This is a genomic window from Stenotrophomonas sp. NY11291, from assembly GCF_023277365.1.
Taxonomy (GTDB): Bacteria; Pseudomonadota; Gammaproteobacteria; order Xanthomonadales; family Xanthomonadaceae; genus Stenotrophomonas; species Stenotrophomonas geniculata.
In genome coordinates, this window is record NZ_CP096975.1 from 1,136,983 (window position 1) to 1,154,301 (window position 17,319).

20 protein-coding genes are annotated in these 17,319 nt (G+C 67.6%); 9 read left to right on the top strand and 11 right to left on the bottom strand.

All coding sequences use genetic code 11. The features are described from left to right. Positions 1–17 precede the first annotated feature (17 nt). Positions 18–1,289 carry a UDP-N-acetylglucosamine 1-carboxyvinyltransferase gene (murA, locus tag M1L61_RS05350; protein WP_010483637.1) on the top strand — a complete coding sequence of 424 codons (1,272 nt, stop codon included), beginning with the start codon at positions 18–20 and terminating at the stop codon, positions 1,287–1,289. Beyond that, the gene (locus M1L61_RS05355; protein ID WP_248854415.1) at positions 1,286–1,612 is read left to right on the top strand and encodes an EF-hand domain-containing protein; all 327 of its coding nucleotides are present in this window, start codon (positions 1,286–1,288) and stop codon (positions 1,610–1,612) included. The genes murA and M1L61_RS05355 overlap by 4 nt, the downstream gene beginning before the upstream one ends. Before the next feature lie 77 nt (positions 1,613–1,689). Here M1L61_RS05355 and M1L61_RS05360 read toward each other — a convergent pair whose 3' ends face one another. From M1L61_RS05360 to purM, 7 genes are all read right to left on the bottom strand, one after another. Further along, positions 1,690–2,373 carry a DUF3108 domain-containing protein gene (locus tag M1L61_RS05360; protein WP_010483632.1) on the bottom strand — a complete coding sequence of 228 codons (684 nt, stop codon included), beginning with the start codon at positions 2,371–2,373 and terminating at the stop codon, positions 1,690–1,692. A gap of 2 nt (positions 2,374–2,375) precedes the next feature. Further along, positions 2,376–3,200 (bottom strand): DUF3108 domain-containing protein, encoded by an 825-nt coding sequence (locus M1L61_RS05365; RefSeq protein WP_010483630.1) that lies wholly within the window; start codon positions 3,198–3,200, stop codon positions 2,376–2,378. A 68-nt stretch (positions 3,201–3,268) separates the two neighbouring features. Next, entirely contained in the window at positions 3,269–3,928 is a 660-nt protein-coding gene (gene purN, locus M1L61_RS05370; protein WP_019336868.1) for a phosphoribosylglycinamide formyltransferase, read from the bottom strand. Continuing rightward, entirely contained in the window at positions 3,925–4,587 is a 663-nt protein-coding gene (locus tag M1L61_RS05375; RefSeq protein WP_010483625.1) for a DUF2238 domain-containing protein, read from the bottom strand. The genes purN and M1L61_RS05375 overlap by 4 nt, the downstream gene beginning before the upstream one ends. Before the next feature lie 41 nt (positions 4,588–4,628). Next, on the bottom strand, positions 4,629–5,051 hold the full coding sequence (locus M1L61_RS05380; RefSeq protein WP_010483624.1) for a hypothetical protein: 423 nt from the start codon (positions 5,049–5,051) through the stop codon (positions 4,629–4,631). Further along, the gene (locus M1L61_RS05385; RefSeq protein ID WP_019336866.1) at positions 5,048–5,536 is read right to left on the bottom strand and encodes a hypothetical protein; all 489 of its coding nucleotides are present in this window, start codon (positions 5,534–5,536) and stop codon (positions 5,048–5,050) included. Before M1L61_RS05385 ends, M1L61_RS05380 begins: the two co-directional genes overlap by 4 nt. 22 nt (positions 5,537–5,558) lie before the next feature. Further along, positions 5,559–6,617, bottom strand: a complete 1,059-nt coding sequence (purM, locus tag M1L61_RS05390) for a phosphoribosylformylglycinamidine cyclo-ligase (RefSeq protein ID WP_049434457.1) — start codon at positions 6,615–6,617, stop codon at positions 5,559–5,561. 99 nt (positions 6,618–6,716) lie between these two features. On the opposite strand from purM, the gene M1L61_RS05395 reads away from it, so the two are divergent. From M1L61_RS05395 to hda, 3 genes are read left to right on the top strand one after another with little or no spacing between them, the layout of a single operon-like run. Further along, complete coding sequence (locus tag M1L61_RS05395; protein WP_134958579.1) at positions 6,717–7,856, top strand: DUF2066 domain-containing protein; 1,140 nt, start codon at positions 6,717–6,719, stop codon at positions 7,854–7,856. Then, complete coding sequence (locus M1L61_RS05400; RefSeq protein WP_010483616.1) at positions 7,853–9,022, top strand: AI-2E family transporter; 1,170 nt, start codon at positions 7,853–7,855, stop codon at positions 9,020–9,022. The genes M1L61_RS05395 and M1L61_RS05400 overlap by 4 nt, the downstream gene beginning before the upstream one ends. Then, positions 9,022–9,729: a DnaA regulatory inactivator Hda gene (hda, locus tag M1L61_RS05405; protein WP_010483615.1), complete on the top strand. Its 708-nt coding sequence runs from the start codon at positions 9,022–9,024 to the stop codon at positions 9,727–9,729. Before M1L61_RS05400 ends, hda begins: the two co-directional genes overlap by 1 nt. Positions 9,730–10,196: 467 nt before the next feature. Here hda and murU read toward each other — a convergent pair whose 3' ends face one another. From murU to M1L61_RS05425, 4 genes are all read right to left on the bottom strand, one after another. Next, complete coding sequence (gene murU / locus M1L61_RS05410; protein WP_248854416.1) at positions 10,197–10,907, bottom strand: N-acetylmuramate alpha-1-phosphate uridylyltransferase MurU; 711 nt, start codon at positions 10,905–10,907, stop codon at positions 10,197–10,199. Next, a complete protein-coding gene (locus tag M1L61_RS05415) occupies positions 10,904–11,929 on the bottom strand; it encodes a phosphotransferase (RefSeq protein WP_197602134.1) in 1,026 nt (341 codons plus the stop codon). The genes murU and M1L61_RS05415 overlap by 4 nt, the downstream gene beginning before the upstream one ends. A gap of 64 nt (positions 11,930–11,993) precedes the next feature. After that, on the bottom strand, positions 11,994–12,263 hold the full coding sequence (locus tag M1L61_RS05420) for a GlsB/YeaQ/YmgE family stress response membrane protein (protein WP_248854417.1): 270 nt from the start codon (positions 12,261–12,263) through the stop codon (positions 11,994–11,996). A 70-nt stretch (positions 12,264–12,333) separates the two neighbouring features. Beyond that, the gene (locus tag M1L61_RS05425; protein WP_010483606.1) at positions 12,334–13,827 is read right to left on the bottom strand and encodes a M20 family metallopeptidase; all 1,494 of its coding nucleotides are present in this window, start codon (positions 13,825–13,827) and stop codon (positions 12,334–12,336) included. 201 nt (positions 13,828–14,028) lie between these two features. On the opposite strand from M1L61_RS05425, the gene M1L61_RS05430 reads away from it, so the two are divergent. The 4 genes from M1L61_RS05430 to M1L61_RS05445 all read left to right on the top strand — a co-directional run bounded on the left by M1L61_RS05430 (position 14,029) and on the right by M1L61_RS05445 (position 17,179). Continuing rightward, positions 14,029–14,355, top strand: coding sequence for a helix-hairpin-helix domain-containing protein (locus M1L61_RS05430; RefSeq protein ID WP_032955193.1), 327 nt, complete (start codon positions 14,029–14,031; stop codon positions 14,353–14,355). Between the two features lie 352 nt (positions 14,356–14,707). Further along, on the top strand, positions 14,708–15,793 hold the full coding sequence (locus M1L61_RS05435) for a L,D-transpeptidase (protein WP_099560386.1): 1,086 nt from the start codon (positions 14,708–14,710) through the stop codon (positions 15,791–15,793). Between the two features lie 17 nt (positions 15,794–15,810). Further along, complete coding sequence (locus M1L61_RS05440) at positions 15,811–16,536, top strand: murein L,D-transpeptidase catalytic domain family protein (RefSeq protein WP_099560387.1); 726 nt, start codon at positions 15,811–15,813, stop codon at positions 16,534–16,536. Between the two features lie 34 nt (positions 16,537–16,570). Next, positions 16,571–17,179 carry a HutD family protein gene (locus M1L61_RS05445; RefSeq protein WP_019337109.1) on the top strand — a complete coding sequence of 203 codons (609 nt, stop codon included), beginning with the start codon at positions 16,571–16,573 and terminating at the stop codon, positions 17,177–17,179. Positions 17,180–17,319 lie beyond the last annotated feature (140 nt).

Below are 17,319 nucleotides of genomic sequence, written 5' to 3' on the forward strand. Positions count from 1 at the left end.
CAGAAGATCCCGAATACATGGCCAAGATCGTTGTGACCGGCGGCGCTGCGCTGCACGGTGAAGTGAGCATCTCCGGCGCCAAGAACGCCGTCCTCCCCATTCTCTGCGCGACCCTGCTGGCCGATGCGCCGGTGGAGATCACCAACGTGCCGCACCTGCACGATGTGGTCACCACGGTGAAGCTGCTGGGCGAGCTGGGCGCCAAGGTCACCATCGACCAGGGCACGCTGTCGCGCGGCAGCGCGATCGTGGTCGACCCGCGCTCGGTCAACCAGCACGTGGCACCCTACGAGCTGGTCAAGACCATGCGCGCTTCGATCCTGGTGCTGGGCCCGCTGCTGGCCCGCTTCGGCGCGGCCGAAGTGTCGCTGCCCGGCGGCTGCGCGATCGGTTCGCGTCCGGTCGACCAGCACATCAAGGGCCTGCAGGCGCTGGGTGCCGAGATCGTGGTCGAGAACGGCTTCATCAAGGCCACCGCCAAGCGCCTCAAGGGCGGCCATTTCACCTTCGACATGGTCAGCGTCACCGGCACCGAGAACGTGCTGATGGGTGCGGTGCTGGCTGAAGGCACCACCATCCTCGACAACTGCGCGATGGAACCGGAAGTGACCGATCTGGCGCACTGCCTGATCGCGCTGGGCGCGAAGATCGAAGGCCTGGGCACCGCCCGCCTGGTGATCGAAGGCGTCGAGCGCCTGTCCGGTGGCCGCCATGAAGTGCTGCCCGACCGCATCGAGACCGGCACCTTCCTGGTCGCCGCAGCGATGACCGGTGGCAAGGTCACGGTCAACCGTGCGCGCCCGAACACCATGGACGCGGTGCTGTCCAAGCTGGTCGAGGCCGGTGCGAAGATCGAGACCACCGACGACACCATCACCCTGGACATGCAGGGCAAGCGGCCGAAGGCGGTCAACCTGACCACCGCGCCGTACCCGGCATTCCCGACCGACATGCAGGCGCAGTTCATGGCGCTCAACTGCGTGGCCGACGGCGTGGGCGTGATCAACGAAACGATCTTCGAGAACCGTTTCATGCACGTCAACGAACTGCTGCGCCTGGGTGCGGACATCCAGGTCGAAGGGCATACCGCCATCGTGCGTGGCAGCGAGCACCTGAGCGGTGCACCGGTGATGGCCACCGACCTGCGTGCGTCGGCGTCGCTGATCCTGGCCGGCCTGATGGCCAGCGGCGACACCACCATCGACCGCATCTACCACCTTGACCGTGGCTACGAGAACATCGAAGAGAAGCTGTCTTCGCTCGGTGCCACCATCCGGCGCGTGCCATGATCCTGCGCGGGAAATTCAGCCCGCGTCGCAAGGCGCTGCTTGCGCTGGTGCTGATCGTGCTGGCGTGGCTGGGCTATGCCTGGTACGCCAACATCGCCATCACCCGGGGCATCGAGCAGAAGGACATGGACTGGAACGGCGACGGTACGGTCACGCGTGACGAGATCATCGAGTCGTTCTATGCGGTTGCGGTGAACGACAGCCAGGACGGCAACCGCCATTGCCGCACTTTCGTCTGGCGCAGCACCGGCGAGCAGATCCGCGTGGACTGCCGCACCGAGTTCAAGGCGGCCGAAGACAAATCGGCCGAAGCGAAGAAATAAGAAAACGCCCGCGAAAGCGGGCGTTTCTTTTTGGGATACACCCATCCGCGCCATGCGTGGATGACGTGGATCTCCGGTCAGTTCATCGCCTTGATGGTCAGGTCCAGCGCATCGCGGCCGCTCTCACGCTGCAGCATGCGCGCCGGCACCGGAAACTCCGGCACGATCCACGCGATCAGTTCCTTGTTGCCGTCGGCACGCGAGACCTTGGTGGCCTCGTAGCTCTTGCCGCCCACGGTGATCGACTCCTTGCCGATCACGCGGTACGTCATGTTCTTGATGCGGCCTTCGTCGACCATGCGATAGGTCAGCGGCTTGCCGGCGGCCAGGTCACGGGCGATCGCCAGGTTGATCAGCAGCGCGTCCATGTCGCCCGCCTTCAGCGCGATGGGGCCCGCACGGTCCGGCTTGATGTCGCCGGTCCAGGTGGCCTGGTTGCTGGTCCAGTTGTAGTTGGCCTGCACGTTGCGCTTCTTCACCAGCAGCGCCGAACGGTCCTGGCTGCTGAGCGGGCGCAGCTGGCCACGGACTTCCTCGAACACCGTGCTCTGGCTGAGGTCGGCCAGCTGGTTCTTCACCTGCAGGCTGTAGCGCCACTTGTTGCTGCCTTCGCTGGCCAGGGTCATGGTGCCGTTGGCCTGCATGCCCATGTAGCTGGCCAGGTAATCCGCCTTGAACGGTTCCAGGGCCATGGCCGGCAGGCTGGCCACGGTCAGGGCAGCGGCTGCGATCCAGGTGAGGGGGCGGGTCAGGGTGTTCATGCTCAGACTCCTTGGTATTCGATCAGGCGCAGATCGACGCGATCTTCGCCGTCTTCGCGTTGCAGGATGCGCACCGGGGTGGGGACACCGTTGGCGATCCAGAGAATGGTTTCGTTTCTGCCGCCGTTGGTCCGGTAGACCCGCAGCGCGTTGTAGGACAGGTCGCCGACCTCGACGTTCTCGGTCTGCGGCGCGGCCTGGTAGTCGTGTTCGCGGACCTTGCCCATGTCCACGTAGCGGTAGTGCATGGCGGCGCCCGGGCGGGCATCGCGCATGATCGCCAGATTGATCAGCAGTGCGCTCTGGTCGCCCGCCTGCAGCGGGATCGGCTGCGCGCGTTCCTTCTTGACGTCACCGGTCCATTGCGCGGTGCCGGCCTGCCAGTTGTAGGTACCGACCGCCTTCTTGCCCAGGAACAGGCCCTTGCGCACCGTGCTCTGGCTGAGCGGCGCATACACGCCGCTGCGCTCCTCGAACACTGTGCTCTGTTCGATGTTCAGGCCCAGCACGCTGGCAAAGCCGCGGCGGCCGACCACCTGCATGTCCACCCGCCACTGGCTGCCGCCGGTGTGGGTGACCTGCATGCTGGCATCGCCCGCTTCCTTGCCCTTGTAGAAGGCCTGGTAGGTGGCGCTGAACGGCTGCAGCGGCGGTGGCTCCCAGGCCAGTGCCGGTGGCATCGGTACGACCGGCGCCTCGGCAGGCGGCTGCGCTGCGGGCACCGGTGCCGGCGGGGTGGCGGGCGCCGGTGCCTGTCCCCAGCCCACGCCGGGGAACACGGCAAGCGACAGCAGCAATGAAGTGGACAGCAGGGTCGTGGTCTTCATGGAGGACAGGGACCGCAGGAGGGGGGCAGGATGCCAGCCCCGCAGTCAGCAGGGCGTGTGCAAGGGCGTTACCGGTTCAGGTTTCCGGCGGAATCTAGGGCCAAGGGGCTAAACAGGGGGTGACCGTCCAGCCAGGGCTGACCCTCCCGTTCAGCCAGGCGGCCCTCGCACAACAGCTGCAGGGTGGCGATCAGCAGCGGATGCTCCACCGCCAGCACGCGCTCGGCCAGGCTGTGCGCGTCATCACCTGGCTGCACCGGTACACGTACCTGCGCCAGCACGGCTCCGGCATCCAGCTCCGGCACCACCAGGTGCACGCTGGCGCCGTGCTCGGCATCGCCGGCCTGCAGCGCCCGGGCATGGGTGTCCAGGCCCTTGTGCAGCGGTAGCAGCGACGGATGGATATTGACCAGCCGGCCATCGAAGCGCTGTACGAAGGCTGCGCCGAGGATGCGCATGTAGCCTGCACAGACGATCCAGTCCGGCTGTACCGCGGCAAGCGCATCGCCCAGTGCCTGCTCGTAGCTGGCGCGGTCACTGAAGGACTTCGGTGCGTGTGCCCAGCGCAGGTTCGGTGCGACGCGCTGCAGGGCCTCCGCGGCGGGGCGGTCGGAAAACACGCCGACCACCTCGGCCGGCAGGCGGCCGCTGCCGATCGCGTCGAGGATGGCCTGCAGGTTGCTGCCGCGGCCCGAGGCGAGCACGGCGATGCGGGTTGGGGCGGTCATTGCAGGGAACTCCGGCGGATCAGTGGCCACGTCAGCAGGCTGCCGACGGTCGCCATCAGCATGTCGGCATGCGCATCCCACATGTCACCCTGCTGGCCGTTGTAGGCCTCGGCGGCATCCGGCGACAGCGCCAGCGCGATGGCCCACTCGAACCATTCGTAGACCAGGCTGGCACACATCACCGTCATCACCGCCAGAGTGAAGGCCTGGCCCAGGCGCAGCGCGGGCCACGCATGGCGCGCCAGCTGCAGCAGCGCGGGAGTGAAGCAGACGCCGAACAGGAAGTGGATGAGGCGGTCGAAGTGATTGCGCTGCCAGCCGAAGGCCGCGTTCGGCGACCAGCCGGTCAGCGCCTGCGCCCAGGCGTCGTAGGGCACGTTGGAGTACAGCCAGCGCGCCGCCACGCAGTGCAGCGCGATGAAGCCACAGATGGCGATGAAGGCGCCGTTGCCCAGCCAGCCGCCGCGACGGTCGACCCACAGCAGCGCGGCCAGCCCGATCACGGTCAGGGTGCTGTGCAGGGCCTGTTCGGTAGGCCACAGCGGGTGGACCCAGCTGATGGCGAACACCGCCAGTACGGTGGCAAAGGCCAGCTTCTTGGGCCCCGAGAAGCGGTGGGTGGTGGGCGAAGTGGACGTCGGGAGGGCAGGCGCGGACATGGGAAATCGATCAGGACAGGACGGGGCGTCTGCCGGCAGGTTCAGACACTGAGGTGGTCGCCGCGGTCGAACAGCGCGGCCATTTCAGGCTTGGACAGGAACACCCAGGCATAGGCGGCCAAGGCCATGCCCAGCGGGCCTGCCAGTACGCCCAGCCAGGCTGCGCGCTGGCACCAGGCCAGCCCCGTGCGATGTGACAGCTGGCGCGCGGTGTGCAGCTGCACGAACCCCAGCACGGCGGCCAGCCCGGCGATCGACGCATAGACCGTGGTCAGCATCCAGGCATCGTCCAGCCCGCGTGACTGGGCCACCCAGCCGCTGAGGCCGAGGAACGCCACTGTGGCGACCCAATGGAAGCCGGCCAACGCGTAGAACAGCACTTTCAGCGTCTGCAGATGGCTGACCAGCTGCAGCTGCGCCAGGGTCTGATGTGGCAGCGGCGGCGGATTGCCGGAGGCAGTCATGCGGTCGTGGCGGGAAGGTCGAAGGCGGCCTTGACCTGCGGGCGCAGCAGGGTGATCAGGCTGAACACCCCCAGTGCGGTGCCGATCGGCGTGAACAGGCAGGCCAAGCCGGCCACGATCAGGCACAGCAGGTAGCGGCGGCGACGGGTCAGGCAGCGGCCGGCGTAGGCCACGAACGCGCCCAGGGTCACGCCGCCGAACACGATGACGCAGCCGACGATGGTGAACATCCAGCCGAACAGGCGTTCCTCGGCCGGCGATGACGGCTGGCCGCCGGAATTCATCGGCAGGTTGCCGGTGAGCGCGGTGATGCCCAGCACGATGTGGATGATGAAGATCAGCGAGAACAGCGCGATCAGGGCGCCGACCACGTAGTGCGCGATGGCCAGCATGCGCAGGTGATCGGCATCCTGCGCGCTGAACACCGGTACCGTCGCCAGCGGCGGCGGCACGGGGGCGGGCGACAAGGGGGGCGTTGCGTCCATGCGGGCTCCTGGGTTGCCGGGATCAGCCGATGTGGACGCGCTCGGCGCCTTCGGCGGTGACCACCTGGCCGATGGTCCAGTGCTCCAGGCCCTGCGCCTTGACCGCGTCGGACACTGCAGCCACCTGGTCCGGCGCCACGATCAGCACGAAGCCGATGCCGCAGTTGAAGGTGCGCCACATTTCACTGTCGGCCACCGCGCCTTCCTTCTGCAGCCACTGGAACACCGGCGGCAGGGTCCACGACGAGGCCTGGATGTCCAGGCCCAGGCCTTCGGGCACCACACGGATGATGTTCTCGGTCAGGCCACCACCGGTGATGTGGGCCATGCCATGGATGGCCTCGCCGTGCGACTTCAGCAGCGACAGGATCGGCTTGACGTACAGGCGGGTCGGCGCCATCAGCGCATCGACCAGCTTCACGCCGCCTTCCAGCTCCAGATCGGCCGGGCGACCGGCGCGGTCGTAGATGCGGCGCACCAGTGAGTAACCGTTGGAGTGCGGGCCGGACGAGGCGATGCCGATCAGCACGTCGCCGGCGGCCACGCTGGCGCCGTCCTTCAGCTCGCTCTTCTCGACCGCAGCGACCGTGAAGCCGGCCAGGTCGTACTCGCCCGGGGCATACATGTCGGGCATTTCAGCGGTTTCGCCGCCGATCAGCGCGCAGCCGGCCTCGGTGCAGCCGTTGGCGATGCCGCCCACGACCGCCGCGGCGGTGTCGATGTCCAGCTTGCCGGTAGCGAAGTAGTCCAGGAAGAACAGCGGTTCGGCACCCTGCACCAGCACGTCGTTCACGCACATGGCGACCAGGTCGATGCCGATCGTATCGTGGCGGTTCAGCTGGTGGGCCAGCTTCAGCTTGGTGCCCACGCCGTCGGTACCGGACACCAGCACCGGCTCGCGGTACTTGTTGGACAGGTCGAACAGGGCGCCGAAGCCACCCAGGCCACCCATCACTTCCGGGCGGAAGCTGCGCTTGACCAGGGGCTTGATCCGCTCGACCAGCGCGTTGCCGGCGTCGATGTCGACACCCGCGTCACGATAGGTGAGGGGGGAGGGGGCGGAAGACGGGGTGTTGGTCACGGGCGTCGGCGCTGGCAGGGGTTGAACGGGCGATTTTAACAGGCCGCATTGGCGCAAAGGCCGTATTCGGGCAACAATTCCCCCGGATACGTCGAGCCAATGGATGTCCTGATGCGCCGCAGCCTGATTCTGACCCTGCTCCTTGCGCTGAGCCTGCCGGTGGCCACGATGGCCCAGAGCGGCCTGCGCACCGAGGGTGATGTTGCCACCGCCACTGGCGCGTACGAGGCCGAAGTGCCCGTCAACAGCCAAGCCGAAGCCGACCGCAACGGCGCCCTGGCCCGCGCCTTGAGCGTTGTACTGGGCAAATTGTCCGGCGATCGCAGCGTGATGTCGCGCCCTGGCGTGGCGCAGGCGCTGCGCAATGCCAAGGATTACGTGGCCAGCTACGACTACAAGCAGGACCAGAGCGTGAGCGCCAGTGGCGCCCCCAGCTTCCGTACCCTGCTGGTGGCCCGCTTCCGCGAGGACGATGTCGATTCGCTGGTGTCGGCGCTGGGCCTGCCGCTGTGGCCGCAGCCGCGCCCGAAGCCGGTGCTGTGGCTGGCCGTCGACGACGGCAGTGGTCCGCGCCTGGTCAGCGTGCAGCAGGCCAACGCCGCCCGCCCGTTGCTGAACCGCGCCATCGAGCGCGGCTACAAGCTGGGCCTGCCCAGCGGTGGTGCCGCCGAACAGGCACTGGCCGGTGCCATCTGGCGCCAGGACAGCGCCGCCGTGGCCCGCGCCTCTTCGCGCTACTCGCCGCCGATGCAGCTGATCGGCAAGCTGTACCGCGCCAACGGTGGCTGGCAGGCGGACTGGGTGTTCGTCGACAACGGCCGTGAGCTGAACAAGTGGACCAGCAAGGACGCCAACGCCATGCGTGCGATGGCCGCCGGTGCCGATGGTGCCGCCGATGCGCTGGTCAAGCGTTATGCCAAGGCCGGCGCCGCCGTCGGCCAGGCCGGCAGCTACCGGGTGGTGGTCACCGGCATCAACAGCGCCGACGACTACCTGCGCCTGGCTGCCGGCCTGCGCGAGGTACCGGTGGTGCGCAACGTCACCCCGCTGCACGCTTCGGCCGGCCAGCTGGAGCTCAGCCTGGAGATGACCACCGGCCTGGCCGGCTTCAACCGCATGCTGGGCGACAACGGCGTGCTGGTGCCGAGCGCACCGCTGCCGGCCCTGCCGACGCCGATCGATGACACCACCGGTACTCCGGTGGCCGCCCCGGTCAGCAACGAGTACCGCCTGCGATGACTCTGACCCCGGAAGCGGAAATCGCGCAGTTCCTGCGCCGCCTGAAGTACATCCTGTTCGCCGGCCTGGTCGGCTGGGTGGTGTGGCTGCTGGCGCCGATCCTGACTCCCTTCGTGCTGGCGCTGGCGCTGGCCTGGCTGGGCGATCCGCTGGTGGACCGCATCGAGGCCACCGGCCGCTCGCGCATGACCGGCGTGGTGCTGGTGTTCGCGGCGATGGTGCTGGTGATCGTGGCGCTGCTGCTGGTGCTGGTGCCGATGATCGAGCGCCAGATCACCACCCTGATCGCGGTCGCGCCGCAGGCACAGGCGTGGTTGATGGAAAAGGGCATTCCCTGGTTCGAGCAGAAGACCGGCCTGGAAGTGATGCAGTGGCTGGACCCGGACCGCCTGATCGAATGGGTGCGCAGCCACTGGCAGCAGGCCGGCGGCTTCGCCACCACGTTCATGGGCTACGTCTCGCGCTCGGGCTTCGCGATGGTGACCTGGGTGGTCAACATCCTGCTGCTGCCGATCCTGGCGTTCTACTTCCTGCGTGACTGGGACAAGCTGGTCGAGCGGGTCGCGTCGGTGATTCCGCGCAACCAGATCGGCACCATCAGCGCGCTGGCGCGCGAATCCAACGAGGTGCTGGGCGCGTTCATCCGCGGCCAGTTCCTGGTGATGCTGGCGCTGGGCGTGATCTATGCCGGTGGCCTGTCGCTGGTTGGCCTGAAGCTGGGCCTGCTGATCGGCCTGATTGCCGGCCTCATCAGCTTCATCCCTTACCTGGGCGCGACCACCGGCATCCTGATGGCGATCATCGCCGCACTGGTGCAGGCGCAGGGCTTCGACCTGAAGCTGCTGATCCTGGTCGGCGTGGTGTTCACCGTGGGCCAGCTGCTGGAAAGCTACGTGCTGACCCCGCGCATCGTCGGCGACAAGATCGGCCTGCACCCGGTGGCGGTGATCTTCGCGGTGATGGCCGGCGGCCAGCTGTTCGGCTTCCTCGGCATGCTGCTGGCGCTGCCGGTGGCGGCGGTGACCAACGTGCTGCTGCGCTACGCGCACCAGCGCTACCGCCAGAGCGAGCTGTACGTGGGCGAGAAGCCGGCGATCGTGCTTGATGGCGTGGTCGATGCCCCCCATATCATCATTCCGAACGACAAGGGCCCCGACCTGAAGTGATGGGTGTGCCGCAACTGCCGCTGGCCCTGCATTACCCACGGGACCAGCGCCTGGAGACCTTCATCGGCGCGCCGGATGGCGCGCTGGCGCAGCTGCGCGCGATCGCGGTGGGCGCCAGCCACGATTGGGTCTACCTGGAAGGGGCGGCGGGCACCGGCAAGACCCATCAGGCGCTGGCGATGTGTTCCAGCGCCGAGCAGGCCGGCCGCCTGCCGACCTACGTGCCGCTGGCCAGCGCCGCCGGTCGCGTGCGCGCGGCGCTGGATGGGCTGGAGGTGCGCGAACTGGTGGCGCTGGATGGCCTGGACGAGGTTGCCGGCAACCGCGAGGACGAGATCGCGCTGTTCGATTTCCACAACCGCGCGCGCGCTGCGGGCGTGACCGTGTTGTACACGGCGCAGAAGGCGCCGGAAGAGCTGGGCCTGGTACTGCCCGACCTGCGTTCGCGCCTGGGCCAGTGCGTGCGCGTGCTGCTGCAGCCGTTGGATGAGGAAGGTCGCGCGGCGGTGCTGCGTGAGCGTGCACTGCGGCGTGGGCTGGCGATCGACGAGGCGGCCATCGAGTGGCTGCTGTCGCACACCGGGCGCGAGCTGGGTGGATTGATCACGCTGCTGGACTGGCTGGACCGCGAATCGCTGGCGGCGAAGCGGCGGATCACCGTGCCGTTCCTGCGCCAGGTGCTGGAAGAAGGCCGGCCTCGTTACTGAGGGTGGGGTTTGTTTGCAGGGCTGCGCCCTGCACCCGCCGAAGCCGAAGCAACATCAACGTCAACGTCAAAAGCGGGCTATCCGTGGGATGGCGGGGCGCTGTGGGTTTGCGGGGACGCCGTGAACCCATCCATGGGGGCTTGGTCGCCGCATCCATGCGGCTCACACCCCGCAAACCCACAGCCCCCCGCCTTCGACAGGTTTCCGCGGCTGTTGGTGGATGCCGACCTTGGTCGACACCAGAGCAAGCGCAGCGGAGCGACCCGCTTTTGCTTTTCTTTCCTTTCTTCCGTGGCTGGACGCGCACGGAAACTGTCAGAGGCCGGTCGGGGTGGGCTGCGCAGGGGCGTGAGCCGCATGGATGCGGCGACCGAGCTTACATGGACGTACTTGCAGCGTCCCCTGCGCAGCCCACCCCGACCGGCCAAGCAAGGCTTCTGCTCTCAAAACGTCCAGCCACGAGGGGCTCAGCCGTTCGCCGCCAACTCAACATCCAGCGCGCGCAGGCGATCCACGGTACCCACATCGGTCCAACGCCCGCGATGGTGCTGCCCCGTCATCAACCCCTGCGCCATGAAATGCTTCTGCAGCGGCACCACCGAGAACTTCGGCGGAACACGCTCGCTACCCGGCGCATCGCCGATCACCGTGCGCCAGTCGGCCACGATGGAGGGGCGATACACGCCGATGCCCGCGTAGGTCAGGCACGGCCCTTGGCGGTCGTGGTGCAGCAGGCCCTGCGCGTCCAGCCGGTAGTCGCCGTCCGGGTGCTGCGCGGGATTGTCGACCAGCACCAGGTGCGCCTGGCCCTGTGGTTCGCGGGGCAGCGTGGCGAAATCGAAGTCAGTCCAGATGTCACCGTTCACCACCAGGAACGGGGCGTCGCCCAGCACCGGCAGCGCGTTGAGGATGCCACCGCCGGTTTCCAGCGGGGTCTGCCCTTCGTAAAGGAAATGCAGGCGCAGGCCCCATTGGCTTCCATCCCCCAGCGTCGCTGGGAACTGCTCGGCCAGCCATGCGGTGTTGATCACCACCTCGCGCACGCCAAGCGCGGCCAGGCGTTCCAGGTGCCAGACGATCAGTGGCTTGCCAGCCACTTCCAGCAGCGGCTTGGGCGTGTGCAGGGTCAGCGGGCGCATGCGCTCGCCGAGGCCAGCGGCAAAGACCAGCGCCTTCATCGGGCCACGCGCAGCGGTGCGGCCAACTCGGCCAGTGCTGGCTTGATGCGGTCGTCCAGCAACCGCTGCAGCGGCGCCAGTTCGCGATAGCGCGGCAGCACTTCATCCAGATAGGTGATGAAGCGCGGCGCATCGTCCAGGTAATGGCCCTTGTTGTCGCGGTAGCGCAGGCGGCAGAACAGGCCGAGGATCTTCACGTGGCGCTGGACACCCATCCAGTCGGCGTCGCGCAGGAAGGTGGCGCGGTCGGGCACCGGCAGGCCGGCATCGCGCGCGCGCTCGTGGTACTGCGCGAGCCACTCGTCCACGCGCTGCAGCGGCCAGCTCAGGAAGGCGTCCTTGAACAGGCTCACCGCGTCGTAGGCGATCGGGCCGCGCACCAGGTCCTGGAAATCCAGCACGGCGGGACCGTCGTCGACCGGCATCAGGTTGCGTGGCATGTAGTCGCGGTGGGTCATCAACTGGGCCTGGCCCAGCGCGTTGTCCATCAACCGGCGATGCACCAGCTGCAGCCCTTCAATCTCGCCGCAGTCCAGTTCCAGGTTCAGGTGGCGCTGCAGGAACCATTCGTCGAACAGGCCGGCATCACGCTGCAGCAGCGCTTCGCCGAACTGGCCGAAGTCGGCCGGCACCGGAATCGCCTGCAGGCGCAGCAGCTGTTCGATCGAACGGCCGAACCATTCGTCAGCGTTGCGCTCGTCGAGGATCTTCGCCAAGGTCGGGCCGCCGAGGTCTTCCAGCAGCAGGAAGCCGGCCTCCAGATCCTGGGCCAGCAGCATGGGCACGCGCAGGCCGTTGTCGTGCAGCAGGCCGCGCATGCGCAGCCACGGCCGCGGATCTTCCAGCCCCGGCGGGGCATCCATCACGATGTGGCTGCCACCGGTGCTGGTGGTGCGCCAGTAGCTGCGCATGCCGGCATCGACCGAGGCGCGTTCGACCACCGCGCTGGCATCATCGAGCTGGGTACGGGCCCACCGCAGGCGCTGCGCGCTGCGCTGGGGGTCGGAGGCGGGTTCGGTCATGCAGGCATATCCGGGCGCGCCGGGCGCGCCAACGTCGGGAACAGGAAGGGAAGGGGATGCGCGCTCAGCGGCGGCCGCTGAACAGGCGCAGGACGGCCAGCACGGCCACCGCGCCCACCACCGCACCGAGGAAACCGGCCGGCTCACCGGGGGCGTACCAGCCCATGTACTGGCCAAACCAGCCGGCCAGCAGCGCACCGAGGATGCCCAGCACGATGGTCAGCAGGCAGCCCATGCGGTTGTTGCCGGGCATGAAGAAACGCCCGAGCAGGCCGACGAAGAAGCCGACCAGGATGATGTAGAGCCACCTGCTGCTGCCGAACAGACCATTCATGCGCGCGATTTCCAGCAAGGGTGGACGCAGCCTAGCAAGGCCAGACTGCGTCCGTCACGGTGTGGCGTAATCAGCAGCAGCCGTGGTCGCCGTGGCGGGTGCCGCTGTCGGCAGCCACCGGCGAACCGCTGGTCTCGCCGCGCAGGCTGGCAGCGTAGTGCTCGCTGATCACCTTGGACACGCAGGCGGTGACCTTCTTGCCCATCGGGATGTGCAGGAACTCGTTCGGGCCGTGCGCGTTGGAGTGCGGGCCAAGCACGCCGGTGATCATGAACTGGGCGCCCGGGAACTTCTCACCCAGCATGCCCATGAACGGGATCGAGCCGCCTTCGCCCATGTACATCGCCGGCTTGCCGAAGAAGGCCTGGCTGGCGTCGTCGATGGCCTGGGTCAGCCACGGCGCCATGGCCGGGGCGTTCCAGCCGGTGGAGGCCTTTTCCAGATCCAGGGTGACCTGCGCGCCGTTCGGCGGATCACGCAGCAGCGCTTCCTTCAGCAGCTCACCGCAGGTCTTGCCATCGGCGGTCGGCGGCAGGCGCAGCGACAGCTTCACCGAGGTCTGCGGGCGCAGCACGTTGCCGGCCGATTCCAATGCCGGCATGCCACCGACGCCGGTGACCGACAGCGCCGGGCGCCAGGTGCGGTTGAGCACCAGCTCGGTCAGGTCCTCGTTCATCGGACGCAGGCCGTCGACCATCGGGAACTTCTCGAAGATCTCGGTATCGACCACTTCGGCGGCGCGCTTGGCCTGTTCCTGGCGCTCGGCCGGAATTTCAACGTTCATGCCGTCGATCAGGATGCGGCCGGTGTCCTGGTCCTCGATGCGCGACAGCAGCTGGCGCAGCAGGCGGAAGCTGGACGGCACCACGCCGGAGGCATCGCCGGAATGCACGCCTTCGTTGAGCACCTTCACGGTGAAGTTGCCGCCGGTCAGGCCGCGCAGCGAGGTGGTGCACCACAGCTGGTCGTAGTTGGCGCAGCCCGAATCCAGGCAGACCACCAGCGACGGCTTGCCGATGCGGTCGGCCAGGTGGTCGACGTAGGCCGGCAGGTCGTAGCTGCCCGATTCTTCACAGGCTTCGATCAGCACCACGCAGCGGGCGTGCGGCAGGCCCTGGGCCTGCAGCGCCAGCACGGCGGCCAGCGAGCCGAAGATGGCGTAACCGTCGTCGGCGCCGCCGCGGCCATACAGCTTGTCGCCGCGCAGGACCGGGGTCCACGGGCCGAGGTCGTCGTCCCAGCCGGTCATTTCCGGCTGCTTGTCCAAGTGGCCGTAGAGCAGGATGGTGTCGTCGCCGGTTTCGGCGCCGGTAGCCGGAATTTCCAGGAAGATCAGCGGGGTACGGCCTTCCAGGCGCACCACTTCAACCTTCAGGCCGGGCAGCTGCTGGGCCTTGGCCCAGTTCTCCATCAGCGTGACCGCCTGTTCCATGTAGCCGTTCTGCACCCAATTGGCGTCGAACATCGGCGACTTGTTGGGAATGCGGATGTAGTCGACCAACTGCGGGACGATCTCGCTGTCCCACTTGTCATTGACGAATTGGCCGAGCTTGGCGCTGTCCATCTGAAACTCCGATTGCATGGGCTGTGATCGCGACATTCTACGCCTGTGCCGTGGGTAGGGTTTTTCCTACATCACGTCGGGTATTTGGCTGGCTTTTAGAAATCCAGGAAACCGATAGGCTGTGTGCATGTGGTGACGGACACTGTTCCTACCGACGGGATTGCCGGTCGGGACGGTCAGAACCACAAGGAGATACACGTCGTGCCTTGGAGTGTCGTGTTGAGGGCACTGGTGCTGGTCGTGTGGATCGCTGGGGCGCATGCCGCCGAACCGATCGACATCAACCGCGCCGATGCCCAGGCGCTGCAGCAGGGATTGACGATGGTCGGAGCCGCCAAGGCCGAGGCGATCGTCGAGCACCGGCGCAGACACGGCCCGTTTCATCGCGTCGAGGACCTGGCGCAGGTGAAGGGGATAGGGAAAGCAATCGTCGAACGGAATCGACAGCGGATCACCGTAGGCAACAGGTTGTTGCCGGCGGATCCGGTACCCGGATCGGTACCGGTGCGAACCGTACCGAGGCGCTGACAGCAGGAATCGTCGGAACCGGCAGGAGGCTGGTTCACCGGTCACGGACAGGAAGGCCGTGACCACCGACCGCCGCAGGACGCGGCACCACTCACCAGGATGGTGGCATCACAGACCTGTGGAAGGGGCTGAGATACAAACAGGACAGACGCGGCCGCGTGCAGGATGCAACGCTACCCCCACAGCGCAGGATGCGAGGGGGCGGCAGCAGGCCGACAAGGACGTAACGATTGCCCGGTACGACACATGGCTGTGTCGCCGGGCAGTTTCATTTCCGGCGCCTGGTTTTGCCGCGGCCACCACGGGCCGATGGTGTACGGTGGCCGCTCTGCATGGAAAGGACCCCCGCTGGATGCTTCCGCACCGCCCCACGACCCTGATGCTCGCCCTTGCACTGGCCCTGCCGCTGCTGGCCCATGCCGCTGCGCCGACGCCGGCCGCCAAGCCTGCAGCTGCCGCTGCGGCCACCGCCGAGGTACGCGGACCGACCGACCTCAAGCCGGGCGAATACCTGTGGCATCCGGAAATCTCGCCGACCGGCCCGATCGTGCTGGTGGTCAGCCTTGATGAGCAGCGCGCCTACGTGTACCGCAACGGCATTGCCATCGGCCTGACCACGATCAGCTCGGGCAAGGCCGGGCACGAGACGCCGACCGGTGTGTTCACCATCCTGCAGAAGGACAAGGACCACAAGTCCAACCTCTACAACAGCGCGCCGATGCCGTACATGCAGCGGCTGACCTGGGACGGCATCGCCCTGCATGGCGGCAGCCTGCCCGGGCATCCGGCCTCGCACGGCTGCGTGCGCCTGCCGCAGGCCTTCGCGCAGAAGCTGTTCAGTGAAACCCAGCGCGGCGATACCGTGGTCGTGGCCGATGCCAAGAGCTCGCCGATGACCCTGGCCTATCCGTCGGTGCTGGCGCCGGTCAACGCGCGCGGCCAGGCCCTGCCGGAGACCGAGGGCGGAACCCCGGCACAGGCCTGGTGGGATGACAGCGCGGCACCGGCCGGGCAGGTCGGCATCCTGGTCAGCCTGCACGACCAGCGCCTGTACGTGCTGCGCGATGGCGTGATGATTGGCGAGTCGCCGCTGAAGGCCGACGCCCTGCCGGCCTTCCAGGGCACCACGCTGTTCGTGATGGGGCAGGGTTACAGCGACACCCCCAGCCCGCTGGACGTGAACCAGCGGCTGCACCAGTGGACGGCCTATCCGTTGCTGGGCCAGGACCGTGCCCAGGCCACGCCGGACCTGCTGGCCACGCCCTCGCTGCCGATGGCGCTGCCGACCGATTTCGCTCGCCAGCTGTACCAGGTGCTGGTGCCGGGCACGACCCTGCTGGTCACCTCGCTGCCGGCGGTCCGCCCAAGCCCGGCTGAATCCGGAATGCAGCCGGTCTTGGAATCCGAGCCGCCAGGGTCCACCCTCAAGGGCAACTGAGTCCCCTCGTTGTGCCCATGACTGCATCCCGCCTGTGCCGGCTGGCCGCGTTCGGCCTGCTGGCAACCTCAGCCAGCGCCCCGGCGCTGGCACAGACGCCCGCCCTTGCCACCAGCGCCGATGATCTGGCTGCCCTGCTGTCGCGCAGTGCACCCAAGGCCGACCGCCACGTGCTGCAGCTGGCGGCGCACGCCATGCGCTGTGCGTTGCAGCGGCCGGAGCTGGGCATCAATGGTGATCGCCTCAGCGTGATCGATTACTCGCGCCCGTCCACCGAGCCGCGGCTGTGGGTGTTCGACCTGGCCCACCAGCGCCTGTTGTTCGAGGAATGGGTGGCGCATGGCCGCAACAGCGGCGAGAACCGCACCGAGCACTTCTCCAACCGCGACGGCAGTTTCATGTCCAGTCTCGGCGCGTTCACCGCGCAGGAGACCTACATGGGTGGCAATGGATATTCGCTGCGCCTTGCCGGGCTGGAACCGGGCTTCAACGACCGCGCGCGTGACAGAGCGATCGTCATCCATGGTGCGCCGTACGTGAATCCGGCTATCGCACAGCTGCAGGGGCGGCTGGGCCGCAGCCTGGGTTGCCCGGCGGTGCGGCTGTCGGTGGCCAAGCCGCTGATCGATGCGTTGCGTGGCGGCACGATGGTGTTTGCTTACTACCCCGACCAGGATTGGCTGAAGCACTCGCAGCTGCTGGCCGGCGGGTGCGGTGGCCAGGGCACGCTCGCCACGCGGTGATGCACGACGGCGCGCGGCATGATGCAATGCGTGGATGAACATCGACTCCCTGCTGCACACTCCGAGCCAGGTCATTTCCAGCCTGGACTATCGCCGCGAGCGCTGGCGGAATGGACTTGGCTGGACCCGCGAGATCCTGCGCCTGCCTGCGCAGGGGGATGACTGGGCGCTGCGCCTGTCGGTGGCCGAGATCGAGCAGGACGCCGCGTTCTCCGCCTTCCCCGGCGTGGAGCGCGAACTGGTACTGCTGCAGGGCAATGGCGTGCGCCTGCGCTTCGACGATGGCCGTGTTGCCGAGGTGCTGCCGCCGCATGGACGGGTGCGCTTTGCCGGCGAGGAAACCCTGCACGGTGAACTGGTCGATGGCACCACCCACGACTTCAACCTGATGTGGAAGCGCGAGTTGCTGCAGGCCGAACTGCTGCACCGGCCGCTGGTGGGCGCGATGTTCTTCTTCTGCGAACCGGGCGTGGCCTGGGCGCTGCATCTGCTGTCCGGTCAGGCAGAGTTCGGTGCCGACAGCGGCCTGCCCGCGCTACGGGCCGGCGATACCGCGTGGTTGGCGGCCGGCGAACGTCAGCGGCACGCGTTGCAGGGCGGTGGCGAGTTGTTGGCGATACGGGTCAGTGCAGCAGCGGGATGATTCCTGGGCGCCGGTGGCTCAATCCACGCATGGCGTGGATCTACTGGGGTGTAGTTGCCATGCCTGGACACGCCGCGCAGTAGATCCACGCCATGCGTCGATACGGCCGCCAATGCTGCGTCATGGTGCGAACCAAGGTT